The following is a 15,462-nucleotide window of genomic DNA, read 5'->3' on the forward strand; positions in this document are numbered from 1 at the left end:
GAACGATCAGGTCGTTTCTCTCATGGATACTCCCGTCCGGAAAGGATACCGGCCAAGAGCTCCAGACAGACAACCGCCGTCCACATTTCTCTTTCTTCTCAATCTTCAATTGTCAAAGAACACGCCATTCAAAACGATTGGCGGCGGGCCGGTCTGGACGTTTCGTCCGGAGAGACCCTGGAGCAAGCCCGTTCGGGCCGAACTCGTGATATGGTGACGAAGGCAGGCAACACAAGAGCGAAGCGAAGGGCTCGCCGGCGGCGCCTGCGCCGTCGATGAGTGGCTTATAGGGCCTGGCCGGAACCCAAGTCAACAGCCCTTTTTGGAAATCATGCAGCGGTGCCGATTTTCTGCTCGTGGCGCAAACCCCTGCGTGACAGGCTTCCCCGACGTCACCGTATCGTCATGCGGCGCCGCATTCCCGGTGCTGCAAGGCTTTTCGACCCCTCGATCGAGCTGCGTTGGAGGGCGCTCCGGCCGGGTCCGGCCGCCGCTGCCTGGGGGTCGACGACTTTCCTGCTCCGGCCTTCCCGCGTGTCGACGCGTGGGAATCTGCCGATTGCGCCGCTCGCCCGCACGGCGTATCCGGCGAAAAAGGGTGCACCGGTGCCCGCCTTTCGGCAGGATGGCAGCCATGGACGACAGTAACGGGCACGCAGCCGGCAATTACGAAGCGATTCTTCGCGAAGCCGGCGTGCGGATCACGCGGCCCCGCCGCACCATCCTGGCGATTCTCGCCGACGGCGAGGATCATCCGGGTGCATTGGAGATCTTCCGGCGCGCCGCCGCGATCGATCCGGCGATCTCCCTCTCCACCGTCTACCGTACGATGAAGCTGCTCGAGGAGAAGGGCGCCATCCAGCGCCACGTCTTCGAGGGCGGTCCGTCGCGATTCGAACAGGCCGTGGGCCGCCATCACGACCATCTGATCGACGTCGACACCGGCGATGTCGTCGAATTCCGCTCCGACCGGATCGAGCGGCTGCAGGAGGAGATCGCCCGCGAGCTCGGCTACGAGCTTGTGTCGCACCGGCTGGAGCTCTATGCCCGCCGCCGCAAGGCCGACTGAGTCGGGCTCTCGCAGCGGCGGATCTTCGTCAGGTCATTAGACCAGCTTGGCGTCGAGGCTGACCTTGATCGCGCCGAGTGCCTTGGAGACCGGGCAGCCTTCCTTGGCCTTGTTGGCAAGGCCCTCGAAGGTCGCCGAATCGACGCCGGGTACCTTCGCCTCGAGGCTGAGCGCGCTCTCGGTGATGTCGAACCCGGCCTCGCCCGGCTCGACCGACACCACGGCCTGGACCTTCAGCTCGTCCGCGGGCGTGCCGTTCTCGGCGAGAAAATGCGACAGCTGCATCGCAAAGCACCCGGCATGGGCCGCGGCGAGCAGTTCCTCCGGGTTGGTGCCCGAGCGGCCGCTCTCGTCCTCGAATCGCGCCTTGAACGAATAGCCGTGATCCTGGAGCGCGCCGGACTGCGTGGTGAGCGCCCCGGTGCCGTCCTTGAGGGCACCCTTCCAGATTGCTGTCGCATGACGTTTCATGGGATTTGTCCTTTCGACATGGCGCGTCGGCGCCTTTCATCGGCCGCCCGTCTGATTCGCAGGCGGCCGGGCAGTGGTCGGGCAACCGTTTCGGGCGTGCCACGGTTCCGCCGATACGCCGAGTTTACCGGGACGGCCTAGGCTGTCCATCGACGCCGCGACGAGCGGCGATTCGGGGAGGGACCAAGCCATGGCAGAAGCGGTGCTGGTGCACGCCACCGCAGAGGTGCTCGGCGAGAAGGCCGCCTGGCTGGCGCAGCTGTCGAACGAGCGCCACGCCAGCGCCCACACGCTCGACGCCTATGAGCGCGATCTGCGGCAGTTCCTGGTCTTCCTCACCGGCTACCATGCGCGTCCCGCGGCGATGGAAGACCTCGTCGATCTCGGCACCACCGAATTGCGCGCCTTCCTCGCATCGCGCCGTCGTGACGGCGCCGGCGCCAAGACGCTCGGGCGGGGCCTTGCGGGCGTGCGCTCCTTCGTTCGTCATCTGGAACGCAAGGGTCTGGCGTCGGCGGCCGGGGCCAAGGCGATGCGCGCGCCGAAGCAGCCGAAATCCCTGCCGCGTCCCCTGAGCGTCGCCGACGCGCTGTCGGTGACCGAGGAAGCCGGCGCCTATGCCGCCGAGCCGTGGATCGCCGCGCGTGATACCGCGGTGCTGACGCTGCTCTATGGCTGCGGCCTGCGCATCTCGGAGGCCCTGTCGCTGCCGGGCGATGCGCTAGGCGATCCGGCGGCCCGCTCGATGCCGGTCGCCGGCAAGGGCGGCAAGACCCGGCTGGTGCCGCTGCTGCCGGCTGTGCTGGTGGCGGCGGCCGAATATCGCCGGCTGTGCCCCCACCCGCTCCCTGCCAACGGGCCCCTCTTTCGGGGCGCGCGGGGCGGGCCGCTGAGGCCGCAGATCGTCCAGCGGGCGATGGCGCTCTTGCGCGGCGCGCTGGGCCTGCCCGAATCGGCGACGCCGCATGCGCTGCGCCATTCCTTTGCGACGCATCTCCTTTCGGCGGGCGGCGATCTGCGCACCATCCAGGATCTGCTCGGCCACGCCAGCCTGTCGACGACGCAGAACTACACCGCCGTCGACGCCGCAAGGCTGCTGTCGGTCTATGACGACACCCACCCGCGGGCCCGCCGACGGCGCCCGGTACCGAGCCAAGCAGGGATTGCCTGATGACCGCGAGCCTCGCCCGTCCCCTCGCGGCATTGCGCCGTCTCCGCCATCTGTCGCCGGCTCTCGCCGCCGCAGGGCTGCTCTTCGTCACGCCCGCCGCCGCGACGGACTCAGAGAACGACTGCCGCGGCCGCAATCTCGTCGAGACGCTTCGCGCGGACGGCAGGCTCGCAGCGGTCGAGGCGGCAGCCGCGGCGACGCCCAACGGCGAGGGCAAGCTCTTCCGGATCGAGCGGGACGGGGTGGCCCCATCCTTCCTGTTCGGGACGATGCACCTCAGCGACCCCCGCGTCCTCGTCTTGCCACCGCCGGCCGAGGCGGCCTTCGCGGCGGCTGACCGGCTGGTGATCGAGACCATCGACATCGCCGATCCGGCCAAGGCCGCGGCGGCGTTCTTCGCGCATCCCGAATTCGTCAATCTGCCGCGCGGCGAGACGCTGGCAACGCTGCTCGATCCCGCGGATCTGGCGATGGTGGAGGCGGGTCTCACCGCCCGTGGCATCCCGCTGCAGTCGGTTCAGACCCTGCAGCCATGGTTCACCGCCGTCAGCCTGATGCTGCCGGCCTGCGAGACGGCGCGCAAGGATGAGGGCGAGGCCGTGCTCGACACCGCGCTTGCCGAGCGGGCGGCGGCGGCCGGCAAGCCGGTTGACGGCCTCGAGACCGCTGCCGAGCAGCTGGAGGCCCTCGCCTCGCTCTCCCTCGACCTGCAGCTGGAGAGCCTCGTCGCCACCGTCGCGCTGGCCGACCGGATGCCCGACATCCTGGAGACCATGCTGGCGCTCTACGTGGACGGGCGAATCGCGATGATCATGCCGGTGATCGAGGCGGCGGTGCCGAATGGCGGCCTGCTGGTCGGCGCCGGCGAGGGCTATGCGGAGTTCGAGCGCCGGGTCGTCACCGAACGCAACCAGCGGATGGTCGAACGCATGCAGCCGATGCTCGACGACGGCGGCGCCTTTGTCGCGGTCGGGGCGCTGCATCTGCCGGGCGACGCCGGACTGGTGGCGTTGCTGCGTCAAGAGGGATGGACTGTCACCCGAGCCGACGGGGATCGCTGAGATCCCCCGCTGCAACGCACCATAAAGTGAAGACACGGCGCCCCTTCAGCCTTTTCGACGGCGGCGAACGCCCATAGGCTACCCGGATCGCAACAGCCAAGGAGACATACCGCATGAAATCCTTTCTCGCTGTCACCCTGAGTGCAGGCCTTCTCGCCGCCGCGTCGAGCGGTGCCATGGCCGCCTGCGCCTCGCACGACACCACCGCCGAAGCCCCGGCCCCGGTCGTGACCGCCGATGCCGGCACGACGACCGCACCGATGACGCCGGTTCCCGACAAGAAGAGCTGACGGCACAAGCCTCCAGAGACCAAAGGCCCGGTCGCGCGAGCGGCCGGGCCTTTTCATTCGGGCTGACTCATGGGGGACGGCAGCGCTGCCGCGGTCCCGGGCTCAGATGTGGATCGGCTTGGCAAAGGCCGCGAAGGCCGCCTCGCGCATCACCTCGGACAGGGTCGGATGGGCGTGCGAAGTGCGCGCCAGATCTTCCGCCGAGCCACCGAACTCGATCAGCAGCGCGGCTTCCGCGATCAGGTCGCCGGCACCGGCGCCGAGAATATGGCAGCCGAGCACCTTGTCGGTGCGCGGATCGACCAGGAACTTCACGAAGCCGTCGGTCTTCAGCATCGCCCGGGCGCGGCCATTCGCCATGAACGGGAACTTGCCGACCTTGTACTCGATCCCGGCCTGCTTCAGCTCCTCCTCGGTGCGGCCGACGGAAGCCACTTCCGGCGAGGTGTAGACCACCGACGGAATCGCGTCGTAGTTCACGTGGCCCGCCTGGCCGGCGAGGATTTCGGCCAGCGCCACGCCCTCGTCCTCGGCCTTGTGGGCGAGCATCGCGCCCTTCACCACGTCGCCGATCGCATAGATCCCGTCGACACTGGTCTTGTAGTGGCCGTCGATCTCGATGCGGCCGCGATCGTCGAGCGCGACGCCGACCGCCTCCAGCCCGAGCCCGTCGGTGTAGGGCTTGCGCCCGGTGGCGACCAGCACGACGTCGGCGGCAAGCGTCTCCGCCTCGCCGCCCTTGGCCGGCTCGAACGTCACCGCAGCGCCGCCGCCCTCCTTGCGGGCGACGTCGGTCACCTTGGCGCCCAGCTTGAAGGTCAGGCCCTGCTTGACCAGGAGCTTCTGGAACGCCGCGGCGACCTCGCCGTCCATCCCGCCGAGGATCGTGCCCAGATATTCGACCACGGTGACTTTCGCCCCGAGCCGCGCCCAGACCGAGCCGAGCTCGAGCCCGATGACGCCGCCGCCGACGACGACCATCGTCTCCGGCACCTTCTGGAGCGCGATCGCGTCGTCGGAGGAGACGATCGTGTCGTGGTCGAACGCCACCTCGACGCCGGGAATGCCCGCAACGGACGAGCCGGTGGCAATGCAGATCGCCTTGGCGGACAGCGTCTCGGTGGCGCCGTCTTCCTTCGTGACCTCGACCTCGGACGCGGAAACGAGTTTCCCGGTGCCGATGATGCCGGTGATCTTGTTCTTCTTGAACAGGAAGGCGATGCCGTCGACATTCGACTTCACCGTCTTGTCCTTGTGCTCCAGCATCTTCGGCAGGTTCAGCCGCGGCTCGGCCTCGATGCCGAGTTCCCCGAAGGCATGGCCGGCCTCGGCGAACATCTCGGAGGCATGCAGCAGCGCCTTGGAGGGGATGCAGCCGACATTCAGGCAGGTGCCGCCATAGGTCTTGCGCTTCTCGACGACGGCGACCCTGAGGCCGAGCTGCGCCGCCTTGATGGCGCAGACATAGCCGCCGGGTCCCGATCCGATGACGACGAGGTCGAAGGGTTCAGCCATTTCCAGTCCTGTTCGAACAGTGCGGGCGCCAGCGGCCCGGATCAGGTGAGAAGATCGACGACCATCAGGACCAGCCCGACGATCGATGCGAGGAAGACGCCGGTCCGCAGCCACGGAATGCCGGCATAATAGAGCGGCGCATAGATCACCCGTGCGACGAGCCAGAGCTGCGCGCCGGCAAGGCCGAGACCGCCGGTCTGCCCCGACGCGACGAGGGCCAGCGTCAACCCGACGAACAGCGCGTAGGTCTCGGTGAAATTCGTCCACGCCCGCTTGGCGCGGCCCGCGAGGATGCCGGTCGGCTGCGGGTTGTCGTCGCGCGGCCTCACCGCCGTCGCGAGCCCCAGATCCGGCGTCGTGGTCAGGATGTGGATCACCAGCATGACGAGCGCCAGCACGACGGACCAGCCGAGCAGAACCAGTTCGGTCGGCATGGCCGTGACGGCCGCTGCGATTTCCGTTTCCATCTCGACGCTCCTTCTGGTGGCGGCATGGGCAAGCCGGCGGGTTGCCGTGCCGCTATGGCCAGATCGACCTTGCGCCCGATACGTCGAGAATGGCGCCGGTCGAATAGCTGGCCTCGTCGGAAGCGAGCCACAGGATCGCCTTCGCCACTTCCTCGGCCGTGCCCGCCCGCTTCATCGGCAGGCCGGGGCCGAGCTGGGCGACGCGGTCGGGCTGGCCGCCGGAGGCATGGATGTCGGTGTCGATGATGCCGGGCCGCACGGCAAAGACGCGGATGCCGTCGTCGATCACCTCCTTGGCGAGGCCGACCGTCAGCGTGTCGATCGCACCCTTCGAGGCGGCGTAGTCGAGATACTGGCCGGGCCCGCCGAGCTTGGCGGCGACCGAGGAGACGTTGACGATCGCCCCGCCATTGCCGCCGCGCCCGGTCGCCATGCGGCGGACCGCCTCGCGGGCGCAGAGGAAACTGCCGGTGATGTTGACGCGAAACATCCGCTCGAGCCGCTCCCCGCTCATCTCGGCGAGCGAAGCCGCTTCGTCGACGATGCCGGCATTGTTGATCAGCGCGCCGAGCGTGCCGAACCGGTCGGCGGCCCGGAACAGGTCGATGATGTCGGCCTCGCTGCCGACATCGGCCCGCACCGCCATCGCCCGACCGCCGGCCGTCTCGATCTCAGCGACGACGGCACCGGCGGCCGCTTCGTTGGTGGCGTAGTTGACGACGACCGCATAGCCCGCCCTGGCGCCGAGGCGGGCGGTCGCCGCGCCGATGCCGCGCGATCCGCCGGTCACGATCATCACCCGGTCAGTCATCGACGGTCTCCCGCGCTTCGTTTCCGTGCCGGCCGATGGCCTGCCTCGCCCTTAAAGGTCGAGGACCAGCCGCTCGGGATCCTCGAGACTGTCCTTTACGCGGACGAGGAAGGTCACCGCTTCCTTGCCGTCGACGATCCGGTGATCGTAGGAAAGCGCCAGGTACATCATCGGGCGGATCACCACCTGTCCGGCGATGGCCACCGGCCGGTCCTGGATCTTGTGCATGCCGAGAATGCCGGACTGCGGCGCATTGAGGATCGGCGTCGACATCAGCGAGCCGTAGACGCCGCCATTCGAGATGGTGAAGGTGCCGCCCTGCATGTCGGCCATGGCGAGCTTGCCGTCGCGCGCGGCGACGCCCAGCCGGCCGATCTCCTTCTCGATCTCGGCGATGGTCATCTGGTCGGCATCGCGCACCACCGGCACGACGAGGCCCTTGGGCGTGCCGACGGCGACGCCGATATGGGCATAGTTCTTGTAGATCAGGTCGGTGCCGTCGATCTCGGCGTTGACGGCCGGGATCTCCTTCAGCGCGTGGCAGACTGCCTTGGTGAAGAAGCCCATGAAGCCGAGCTTCACGCCGTGCTTCTTCTCGAACAGATCCTTGTACTTCTTGCGCAGCTCCATGACCGCCGTCATGTCCACCTCGTTGAAGGTGGTCAGCATGGCCGCCGTGTCCTGCGCCTCCTTGAGGCGCCGGGCGATGGTCTGGCGAAGCCGGGTCATCTTCACCCGCTCCTCGCGCGATTCCTCGTCCGGGCTGGAGGGCGCCCGCGCCGCCTTCGGCGTCTCCTGCGGCGAGGACGGGGCGCCGCGGCCGATGGCATCGAGCACGTCGCCCTTCAGCACCTGGCCGCGCCGGCCGGAGCCTTCCACGTCGCCGTCGGAAAGCCCCTTCTCGTCCATGATCTTCCTGGCCGAAGGCGCCGGGCTCATGCCGCCGCTCGCCGCCTCGTCGGACTTGCCGGCCGGTGCCGCGGCGTGACCGGCGGCCCCGCCGCCGTAATCGGCCTTGGTCTCCGGCGCCCTATCGGCCTTCGCCTCGGGGGCCTTCGGCTTCTCCGGCGCGGGGCTCGAGCCATCGCCGTCGCCGATCGAGCCGAGCACGGCGCCGACGCCGACCGTCTCGCCCGCCTGCACCGCCACGTCCTCGAGGATGCCGGCCGCCGGTGCCGGCACCTCGACCGTCACCTTGTCGGTCTCGAGCTCGGCGATCGTCTCGTCGAGTTCGACCCGGTCGCCGGGCTTCTTGAACCACTGGCCGATCGTGGCCTCGGTGACGGACTCGCCCAAAGTGGGGACTTTGATCTCGGTGCTCATGGGTGGGTCAGGTCTCTTCGGTCAGGTTTCGGTCGGACGCTCGACAGGCTCAGCCGAGGGCGTCTTCGAGGAAGGTTTCGAGCTGCTTCAGATGGGTGGACATCGTGCCCGCCGCCGGCGAGGCGGCGGCGAGGCGCCCGGTGTAGCGAACGCGCCGCTTCTCGGCGCCGATATGGTCGAGCACCCATTCCAGATACGGGTCGATGAAGGACCAGGCGCCCATGTTCTTGGGCTCCTCCTGGCACCAGACCATCTCCGCGCCCTTGAAGCGCGAGAGTTCGTTGATCAGTGCCTTGGCCGGGAACGGGTAGAGCTGTTCGAGCCGCAAGAGGTAGACGTCGTCGGTGCCGCGCTTCTCGCGCTCCTCCAGGAGGTCGTAATAGACCTTGCCGGTGCACATCACGACGCGCCGGATCTTGTCGTCCTTGACGAGCTTGATCGGCGAATCCTTCTGCATCTCCGCGTCGTCCCAGAGGAGACGGTGGAAGCTCGTGTCGCCCGACATCTCGGCAAGGGTCGAGGTCGCGCGCTTGTGGCGCAGCAGCGATTTCGGCGTCATCAGGATCAGCGGCTTGCGGAAGTCGCGCTTCATCTGCCGGCGCAGGATATGGAAATAGTTCGCCGGCGTCGTGACGTTGGCGACCTGCATGTTGTCCTCGGCGCACATCTGCAGGAAGCGCTCCAACCGGGCCGAGGAATGTTCCGGCCCCTGGCCCTCGTAGCCGTGCGGCAGGAGGCAGACGAGGCCGCTCATGCGCAGCCATTTGCGCTCGCCGGACGAGATGAACTGGTCGAACACCACCTGCGCGCCATTGGCGAAGTCACCGAACTGCGCTTCCCAGAGGGTGAGTGCGTTCGGCTCCGACAGCGAGTAGCCGTATTCGAAGCCGAGCACCGCCTCTTCCGAGAGCATCGAGTTGATGACCTCGTAGATCGCCTGGCCCTTGGCGACGTTCGCCAGCGGGATGAAGCGGTTCTCGTTCTCCTGATCGTAGAGGACCGAATGGCGCTGCGAGAAGGTGCCGCGCTCGGAATCCTGGCCCGACAGTCGGACAGGATGGCCGTCCGAGACCAGCGTGCCGAAGGCAAGCGCCTCGCCGGTCGCCCAGTCGAGGCCTTCGCCAGTCTCGATCATCTTGGCGCGGTTATCGAGGAAGCGCTGGATCGTCTTGTGGACGGTGAAGCCCTCCGGCACCTTGGTCAGCCGGTTGCCGATGTCCTTCAGCGTCTTCAGCGGCACGCCGGTAACGCCGCGCCGCGGCTCGTCGGCCTGCTCGGCCTTGCGCAGACCCGCCCAGGCGCCGTCCAGCCAGTCGGCCTTGTTCGGCAGATAGGCCTGGCCGGCCTCGAACTCTTCCTCGAGCGTCTTGCGCCATTCCGCCTTGCGGCTGTCGACCTCGTCGCTGGTGACGACGCCGGAATCGACCAGGCGCTGGGCGTAGAGCTCGAGCGTCGTCGGGTGGCTGCGAATGGTCCGGTACATGATCGGCTGGGTGAACGCCGGCTCATCGCCCTCGTTGTGCCCGAACCGCCGGTAGCAGAACATGTCGATGACCACCGGCTTGTGGAACTTCATCCGGAATTCGGTCGCCACCTTGGCGGCGTAGACCACCGCTTCCGGGTCATCGCCATTGACGTGGAAGATCGGTGCCTCGACCATCTTCGCAACGTCCGAGGGATAAGGCGAAGAGCGCGAGAAGCGCGGATTGGTGGTGAAGCCGATCTGGTTGTTGATGATGAAGTGGATCGAGCCGGCGACCCGGTGGCCGCGCAGGCTCGACAGGCCGAAGCATTCCGCGACGACGCCCTGGCCGGCGAAGGCCGCGTCGCCGTGGATCAGCAGCGGCAGGATCTTCGAGCGCGTTTCCAGCGGCACGATCTCGTTGCGGTTGCGCCCGGCCAGCGCGTCCTGCTTGGCGCGCGCCTTGCCCAGCACCACCGGGTTGACGATTTCCAGATGCGACGGATTGGCCGTCAGCGAAAGGTGGACGTTGTTCTGGTCGAACTCGCGATCCGACGAAGCGCCGAGATGGTACTTAACGTCACCCGACCCCTCGACATCCTCGGGCTTGAACGAACCGCCCTTGAACTCGTGGAAGATCGCCCGGTGCGGCTTGGCCATCACCTGGCTGAGCACGTTGAGCCGGCCGCGATGGGCCATGCCGAAGACGATCTCCTGCAGCCCCAGCTGGCCGCCGCGCTTGATGATCTGCTCCAGCGCCGGGATCAGCGCCTCGGCGCCGTCCAGGCCGAAGCGCTTGGTGCCCTTGTACTTGACGTCGATGAACTTCTCGAAGCCCTCGGCCTCGATGAGCTTGTTGAGGATGGCCTTCTTGCCCTGGTCGGTGAAGGCGATGCCCTTGTCGGGGCCCTCGATGCGCTCCTGCAGCCAGGCCTTTTCCTGCGGGTTGGAGATGTGCGTGAACTCGACGCCGATGGTCGAGCAGTAGGTGCGCTCCAGGACGTCGACGATCTGCCGGATCGTCGCGGTCTCGAGCCCAAGCACGTTGTAGATGAGGATCGGACGGTCGTAATCGGCTTCGGTGAAGCCGTAGGCCTCCGGCGACAGCTCGTTGTAGTCGTCGTCGGCCGCCTTGACGATGCCGAGCGGATCGAGCTTGGCATGGAGATGGCCGCGGACCCGGTAGGCGCGGATCAGCATCAGCGCCCGCACCGAGTCCTGCGTCGCCTGGCGGACCGCCGGACTGTCGAGATCGACGGTGCCGCTCTCCTGCGTCTTCGCCTTGACCTTGGTCTCGATCTGCTTCTCGACCGTCGCCCAGTCGCCATCGAGGGCGGAAATCAGGTCGCCATTGGCGGCGATCGGCCAGTTTGCGCGCTCCCAGGAGGGACCGCTGGCGCTCTTCAGCACCGCCGCCTTGTCGTCCTTCAGCTCCCTGAAGAAGTCGCGCCACTCGGCGGACACCGTATTCGGATCCTGCTCGTAGCTGGCGTACAGCTCCTCGATATAGCCGGCATTGCCGCCATAGAGGAAAGAGGTGAGTGCGAGGTTTTCGTTCGCCTGATTGCGTGCCATCGGTGCCGTCGCGGCGTCCGTTCGGAACGCCGTCTCCTTGTTTGCCTCTGCGAGGGTCGCAGCCCGGTTGGCCGCGACCTTCCTTCACCTCTAGTCCCTATTCCGGCAAAGCCATGGCGCCAGGGAGCAATTGCGCGTGTGATCCGCGGTAAAGGCGGATCTAGCCCTTCAGGACCTCGACGAGAGTCTTGCCAAGCTGCGCCGGCGACGGCGAGACACGGATGCCCGCGGCCTCCATCGCCGCGATCTTGTCCTCGGCGCCGCCCTTGCCGCCCGAGACGACGGCACCCGCATGGCCCATGGTGCGGCCGGCAGGCGCGGTGCGGCCGGCGATGAAGCCGACCATCGGCTTCTTGCGGCCCTTCTTCGCCTCGTCGGCGAGGAACTGCGCCGCCTCTTCCTCGGCCGAGCCGCCGATCTCGCCGATCATGATGATCGACTGCGTCGCGTCGTCGGCGAGGAACATCTCGAGAATGTCGATGAATTCGGTTCCCTTCACCGGGTCGCCGCCAATGCCGACGGCGGTCGTCTGGCCGAGGCCTTCGTTGGTGGTCTGGAAGACCGCCTCGTATGTAAGCGTTCCCGAGCGCGAAACGATCCCGACATTGCCCTTCTTGAAGATGTTGCCGGGCATGATGCCGATCTTGCATTCTTCCGGGGTCAGCACGCCGGGGCAGTTGGGCCCGAGCAGGCGCGACTTCGAGCGGTCGAGCCGCGCCTTGACCTTGACCATGTCCATCACCGGAATGCCCTCGGTGATGCAGACGATGAGGCCGATCTCCGCCTCGATCGCCTCGACGATCGCCGCGGCTGCGCCGGCCGGCGGCACGTAGATGACCGAGGCGTCGGCACCGGTGCTCTCACGCGCCTCGGCGACGGTGGCGAAGATCGGCAGCGACGTGCCGTCGGCACCCGATGTCCAGGTCTCGCCGCCCTTCTTGGGATGGACGCCGCCGACCATCTGCGTGCCGTAATAGCCCAGCGCCTGCTCGGTGTGGAACGTGCCGGTCTTGCCGGTCAGGCCCTGGACGATGACCTTGGTGTTCTTGTCGACGAGAATGGACATGGATCAGATGGCTCCGGGGCGCGGGAAGGCGCTGCTGGATGAAAGAGCCTCGACCGCGCTAGCGGGCGAGGAAGGGGTTGATGACGCGGACAACGCCGTAGAGCTGCCCGTGATTGAGGTCTTCGGTGTAGAGCGTCCCGGCTCCGAGACGGCCCGCCGCGACGATGAGTGCCGCGTCCCAGTAGGAAATCTGATAGCGCTGCGAGAGAGCAATTCCCTCAACGACGACGTCGGAGCCGACCTCGACGACCGGCATGAGGGCCAGCCGCCGGACCCATTCGAAAGCTTCCGAAGCCGGAAGCCCGTGCTTCTTCGTGGTGATGACGTAGAATTCCGCCAGCACCTGCCCGGATAGTCCGTTGCCGCCTGCGGCAAGGATGTCATGGGCGATCTCCCAATGACGGGGGTACTCATGTCTTCCCGTCGCTGCGTAGATCAGGACGTTCGTGTCGATGAAGAACTCGCTCTGCATAGGCGTCCTCCCGATCGAAACGATAGCCGGAACCAAGCCGCGCCGTAGTCGTCTCGCTCAGCGCGCGCAGCTCCCGCATGGCCTGATCGAGACGTTCCTCGTTCCGGCCCAGCTGCTCGAGATGCTGGCGCACCAAGGCATTGAGCGTCGTGCCACGCTTGGTCGCATAGGCGCGGGCTCGGTCCAGAGTGGCATCATCGATGGCGAGCGTGACGTTCTTCATGGCTCCATCTCCACATAATCACACAGGGCAATTTGTGTGATTATGTCTTTTGCTTCAACCGACCGCGGCGACGATCTTCTTGGCCGCGTCGTCGAGGTCGTCCGCTGCCGTGATGGCGAGGCCGCTCTCGTTGAGGATGGCCTTGCCCTTCTCGACATTGGTGCCCTCGAGGCGAACGACCAGCGGTACCTTGAGCCCGACTTCCTTCACCGCCGCGACGACGCCCTCGGCGATGATGTCGCATTTCATGATGCCGCCGAAGATGTTGACCAGGATGCCCTTCACCGCCGGATCGGCGGTGATGATCTTGAAGGCCGCCGTCACCTTCTCCTTGTTGGCGCCGCCGCCGACGTCGAGGAAGTTCGCCGGCTCCTTGCCGTAGAGCTTGATGATGTCCATCGTCGCCATGGCGAGGCCCGCGCCGTTGACCATGCAGCCGATGTCGCCGTCGAGCGCCACGTAGGCGAGGTCGTATTTCGACGCCTCGATCTCCTTGGCGTCCTCCTCGCTCTCGTCGCGCAGCGCCTTGACGTCGTCGTGGCGGAACAGCGCGTTGCCGTCGAACGACACCTTGGCGTCGAGGACGCGCAGGCGCCCGTCGGTCATGACGATCAGCGGGTTGATCTCGAGGAGGCTCATGTCCTTCTCGGTGAAGGCCTTGTAGAGGATCGGGAACAGCGTCTCGCCGTCGCTCGCCGCCTGGCCCGTGAGCTGCAGGGCCTCGTTCAGCTTGGCGACGTCGGCCGACGTGACGCCGGCCTCCGGATCGATGGCGACGTTGATGATCTTCTCCGGCGTCGCCTCGGCGACCGCCTCGATGTCCATGCCGCCCTCGGTGGAGACGACGAAGGCGACCCGCCCGACCGCCCGGTCGACGAGCAGCGACAGGTAGAGCTCGCGGTCGATGTCGGCGCCGTCCTCGATATAGAGGCGGTTGACCTGCTTGCCGGCGTCGCCGGTCTGCTTGGTCACCAGCGTGTTGCCGAGCATGTCGCGGACATTGGCGACGACCTCGTCGATCGTCTTGGCCAGCCGCACGCCGCCCTTGGCGTCCGGCCCGAGTTCGGTGAACTTGCCCTTGCCGCGGCCGCCGGCGTGGATCTGGCTCTTGACCACGTAGAGCGGGCCGGGCAGCTGCCGCGCCGCGGCCTCGGCCTGCGACACCTCGGTGATCGCCACGCCTTCGGCGACCGGGGCGCCAAAGCCCTTGAGCAGTTCCTTGGCCTGATATTCGTGGATGTTCATCTGGGTCTCCCGGCCTCTGGGCGGAGCATAAGGAAAAGGGGCCGGGATCAGCCGGCCCCTCGGGGATTATTTCAGGTTCGGCGCGATCGCCTGGCAGGCTTCCATCAGGCCGCGCACGGAGCCGACCGATTTCTCGAACTGCGCCTTCTCGTCGCCCTCGAGGTCGATCTCGATGATCCGCTCGACGCCGTCGGCGCCGATGACGCAGGGCACGCCGACATACATGTCGCGCTGGCCGTACTGGCCGGAAAGGTTCGCCGCGCAGGGCAGGACGCGCTTCTTGTCCTTCAGGTAGCTCTCGGCCATCTCGATCGCGGAGGCCGCCGGGGCGTAATAGGCCGAGCCGGTCTTCAGGAGGCCGACGATCTCGGCGCCGCCGTCGCGGGTGCGCTGGACGATCTCGTCGAGTCGCTCCTGAGAGCACCAGCCCATCTTGACGAGGTCGGTGAGCGGGATGCCGGCGACCGTCGAATAGCGCGTCAGCGGCACCATCGTGTCGCCGTGGCCGCCGAGCACGAAGGCGGTGACGTCCTCGACCGAGACCTTGAACTCGTCGGCGAGGAAGGTCCGGAAGCGGCCGGAGTCGAGCACGCCGGCCATGCCGACGACCTTCGCCTTGGGCAGGCCAGAGAATTTCTGCAGCGCCCAGACCATCGCGTCGAGCGGGTTGGTGATGCAGATCACGAAGGCGTCGGGGGCATATTTGGCGATGCCGGCGCCGACCTGTTCCATGACCTTCAGATTGATGCCGAGCAGATCGTCGCGGCTCATGCCGGGCTTGCGTGGCACACCGGCGGTGACGATGCAGACATCCGCGCCCTCGATGCCGGCATAGTCGTTGACGCCGGACAGATGTGCGTCGAAGCCCTCGACCGGGCCGGACTGGGCGATGTCGAGCGCCTTGCCCTGCGGCGTGCCCTCGGCGATGTCGAACAGGACGATGTCGCCCAGTTCCTTGAGGCTCGCCAGATGGGCGAGCGTGCCGCCGATCATGCCGGAACCGATGAGTGCGATCTTGTTACGTGCCAACGCCATTCCCTCCTGCTGCGCGCGATGGATGGCCGGCGCGCCGATGACTCCCGACGACGCGCTCGAAGCGTCGTCCCATGACGGTCTCGCGCCGATGGGTCCGTCTCTCGCGCGTCGAGCGCGGGATGAAGGAAAGCCGCAACGGTGCCGCCGTTGGGATCGAGGCAATAGACCGACTGGCGGGTTCGTGCAACTGCTGAAAGCAAGGCCAG

Annotated in this window: 15 protein-coding genes; 4 read left to right on the plus strand and 11 right to left on the minus strand. The window is 67.1% G+C overall.

The window, feature by feature from the left end; genetic code table 11:
- The first annotated feature begins 634 nt into the window (after nucleotides 1-634).
- Nucleotides 635-1,069 carry a Fur family transcriptional regulator gene (locus tag GTW51_RS16645; RefSeq protein WP_163045168.1) on the plus strand — a complete coding sequence of 145 codons (435 nt, stop codon included), beginning with the start codon at nucleotides 635-637 and terminating at the stop codon, nucleotides 1,067-1,069.
- Between the two features lie 36 nt (nucleotides 1,070-1,105).
- Here the strand turns inward: GTW51_RS16645 and GTW51_RS16650 are convergent, their stop codons facing one another.
- Complete coding sequence (locus tag GTW51_RS16650; protein ID WP_163045169.1) at nucleotides 1,106-1,540, minus strand: OsmC family protein; 435 nt, start codon at nucleotides 1,538-1,540, stop codon at nucleotides 1,106-1,108.
- Nucleotides 1,541-1,730: 190 nt separating this feature from the next.
- On the opposite strand from GTW51_RS16650, the gene GTW51_RS16655 reads away from it, so the two are divergent.
- From GTW51_RS16655 to GTW51_RS16665, 3 genes are all read left to right on the plus strand, one after another.
- Nucleotides 1,731-2,711 carry a tyrosine recombinase XerC gene (locus GTW51_RS16655; protein ID WP_163045170.1) on the plus strand — a complete coding sequence of 327 codons (981 nt, stop codon included), beginning with the start codon at nucleotides 1,731-1,733 and terminating at the stop codon, nucleotides 2,709-2,711.
- Nucleotides 2,711-3,772, plus strand: a complete 1,062-nt coding sequence (locus tag GTW51_RS16660; RefSeq protein ID WP_163045171.1) for a TraB/GumN family protein — start codon at nucleotides 2,711-2,713, stop codon at nucleotides 3,770-3,772. The genes GTW51_RS16655 and GTW51_RS16660 overlap by 1 nt, the downstream gene beginning before the upstream one ends.
- Before the next feature lie 113 nt (nucleotides 3,773-3,885).
- Nucleotides 3,886-4,062, plus strand: coding sequence for a hypothetical protein (locus GTW51_RS16665; protein WP_163045172.1), 177 nt, complete (start codon nucleotides 3,886-3,888; stop codon nucleotides 4,060-4,062).
- A 102-nt stretch (nucleotides 4,063-4,164) separates the two neighbouring features.
- Here GTW51_RS16665 and lpdA read toward each other — a convergent pair whose 3' ends face one another.
- The 10 genes from lpdA to mdh all read right to left on the minus strand — a co-directional run bounded on the left by lpdA (nucleotide 4,165) and on the right by mdh (nucleotide 15,250).
- Nucleotides 4,165-5,577 carry a dihydrolipoyl dehydrogenase gene (gene lpdA, locus GTW51_RS16670; protein WP_163045173.1) on the minus strand — a complete coding sequence of 471 codons (1,413 nt, stop codon included), beginning with the start codon at nucleotides 5,575-5,577 and terminating at the stop codon, nucleotides 4,165-4,167.
- Between the two features lie 41 nt (nucleotides 5,578-5,618).
- The gene (locus GTW51_RS16675) at nucleotides 5,619-6,044 is read right to left on the minus strand and encodes an MAPEG family protein (RefSeq protein WP_163045174.1); all 426 of its coding nucleotides are present in this window, start codon (nucleotides 6,042-6,044) and stop codon (nucleotides 5,619-5,621) included.
- A gap of 52 nt (nucleotides 6,045-6,096) precedes the next feature.
- A complete protein-coding gene (locus GTW51_RS16680) occupies nucleotides 6,097-6,855 on the minus strand; it encodes an SDR family oxidoreductase (protein WP_163045175.1) in 759 nt (252 codons plus the stop codon).
- Between the two features lie 51 nt (nucleotides 6,856-6,906).
- Nucleotides 6,907-8,178: a 2-oxoglutarate dehydrogenase complex dihydrolipoyllysine-residue succinyltransferase gene (gene odhB / locus GTW51_RS16685; protein WP_163045176.1), complete on the minus strand. Its 1,272-nt coding sequence runs from the start codon at nucleotides 8,176-8,178 to the stop codon at nucleotides 6,907-6,909.
- A 49-nt stretch (nucleotides 8,179-8,227) separates the two neighbouring features.
- Complete coding sequence (locus GTW51_RS16690) at nucleotides 8,228-11,215, minus strand: 2-oxoglutarate dehydrogenase E1 component (protein WP_163045177.1); 2,988 nt, start codon at nucleotides 11,213-11,215, stop codon at nucleotides 8,228-8,230.
- Nucleotides 11,216-11,375: 160 nt separating this feature from the next.
- Nucleotides 11,376-12,281, minus strand: a complete 906-nt coding sequence (gene sucD / locus GTW51_RS16695; protein ID WP_163045178.1) for a succinate--CoA ligase subunit alpha — start codon at nucleotides 12,279-12,281, stop codon at nucleotides 11,376-11,378.
- A 58-nt stretch (nucleotides 12,282-12,339) separates the two neighbouring features.
- Nucleotides 12,340-12,753: a PIN domain-containing protein gene (locus GTW51_RS16700; protein WP_163045179.1), complete on the minus strand. Its 414-nt coding sequence runs from the start codon at nucleotides 12,751-12,753 to the stop codon at nucleotides 12,340-12,342.
- The gene (locus tag GTW51_RS16705; RefSeq protein WP_163045180.1) at nucleotides 12,692-12,976 is read right to left on the minus strand and encodes a DUF6364 family protein; all 285 of its coding nucleotides are present in this window, start codon (nucleotides 12,974-12,976) and stop codon (nucleotides 12,692-12,694) included. The genes GTW51_RS16700 and GTW51_RS16705 overlap by 62 nt, the downstream gene beginning before the upstream one ends.
- 54 nt (nucleotides 12,977-13,030) lie before the next feature.
- On the minus strand, nucleotides 13,031-14,221 hold the full coding sequence (sucC, locus tag GTW51_RS16710) for an ADP-forming succinate--CoA ligase subunit beta (RefSeq protein ID WP_163045181.1): 1,191 nt from the start codon (nucleotides 14,219-14,221) through the stop codon (nucleotides 13,031-13,033).
- A 66-nt stretch (nucleotides 14,222-14,287) separates the two neighbouring features.
- Complete coding sequence (mdh, locus tag GTW51_RS16715) at nucleotides 14,288-15,250, minus strand: malate dehydrogenase (protein ID WP_163045182.1); 963 nt, start codon at nucleotides 15,248-15,250, stop codon at nucleotides 14,288-14,290.
- Between the last annotated feature and the right edge of the window lie 212 nt (nucleotides 15,251-15,462).

The organism is Aurantimonas aggregata (genome assembly GCF_010500835.1).
Classification (GTDB): Bacteria; Pseudomonadota; Alphaproteobacteria; order Rhizobiales; family Rhizobiaceae; genus Aurantimonas; species Aurantimonas aggregata.

Excerpts from the sequence above, each read along its gene's own strand:
- GTW51_RS16645 (WP_163045168.1), top strand. The coding sequence starts at position 635 with ATGGACGACAGTAACGGGCACGCAGCCGGCAATTACGAAGCGATTCTT.
- GTW51_RS16650 (WP_163045169.1), bottom strand. The coding sequence starts at position 1,540 with ATGAAACGTCATGCGACAGCAATCTGGAAGGGTGCCCTCAAGGACGGC.
- GTW51_RS16655 (WP_163045170.1), top strand. The coding sequence starts at position 1,731 with ATGGCAGAAGCGGTGCTGGTGCACGCCACCGCAGAGGTGCTCGGCGAG.
- GTW51_RS16660 (WP_163045171.1), top strand. The coding sequence starts at position 2,711 with ATGACCGCGAGCCTCGCCCGTCCCCTCGCGGCATTGCGCCGTCTCCGC.
- GTW51_RS16665 (WP_163045172.1), top strand. The coding sequence starts at position 3,886 with ATGAAATCCTTTCTCGCTGTCACCCTGAGTGCAGGCCTTCTCGCCGCC.
- lpdA (WP_163045173.1), bottom strand. The coding sequence starts at position 5,577 with ATGGCTGAACCCTTCGACCTCGTCGTCATCGGATCGGGACCCGGCGGC.
- GTW51_RS16675 (WP_163045174.1), bottom strand. The coding sequence starts at position 6,044 with ATGGAAACGGAAATCGCAGCGGCCGTCACGGCCATGCCGACCGAACTG.
- GTW51_RS16680 (WP_163045175.1), bottom strand. The coding sequence starts at position 6,855 with ATGACTGACCGGGTGATGATCGTGACCGGCGGATCGCGCGGCATCGGC.
- odhB (WP_163045176.1), bottom strand. The coding sequence starts at position 8,178 with ATGAGCACCGAGATCAAAGTCCCCACTTTGGGCGAGTCCGTCACCGAG.
- GTW51_RS16690 (WP_163045177.1), bottom strand. The coding sequence starts at position 11,215 with ATGGCACGCAATCAGGCGAACGAAAACCTCGCACTCACCTCTTTCCTC.
- sucD (WP_163045178.1), bottom strand. The coding sequence starts at position 12,281 with ATGTCCATTCTCGTCGACAAGAACACCAAGGTCATCGTCCAGGGCCTG.
- GTW51_RS16700 (WP_163045179.1), bottom strand. The coding sequence starts at position 12,753 with ATGCAGAGCGAGTTCTTCATCGACACGAACGTCCTGATCTACGCAGCG.
- GTW51_RS16705 (WP_163045180.1), bottom strand. The coding sequence starts at position 12,976 with ATGAAGAACGTCACGCTCGCCATCGATGATGCCACTCTGGACCGAGCC.
- sucC (WP_163045181.1), bottom strand. The coding sequence starts at position 14,221 with ATGAACATCCACGAATATCAGGCCAAGGAACTGCTCAAGGGCTTTGGC.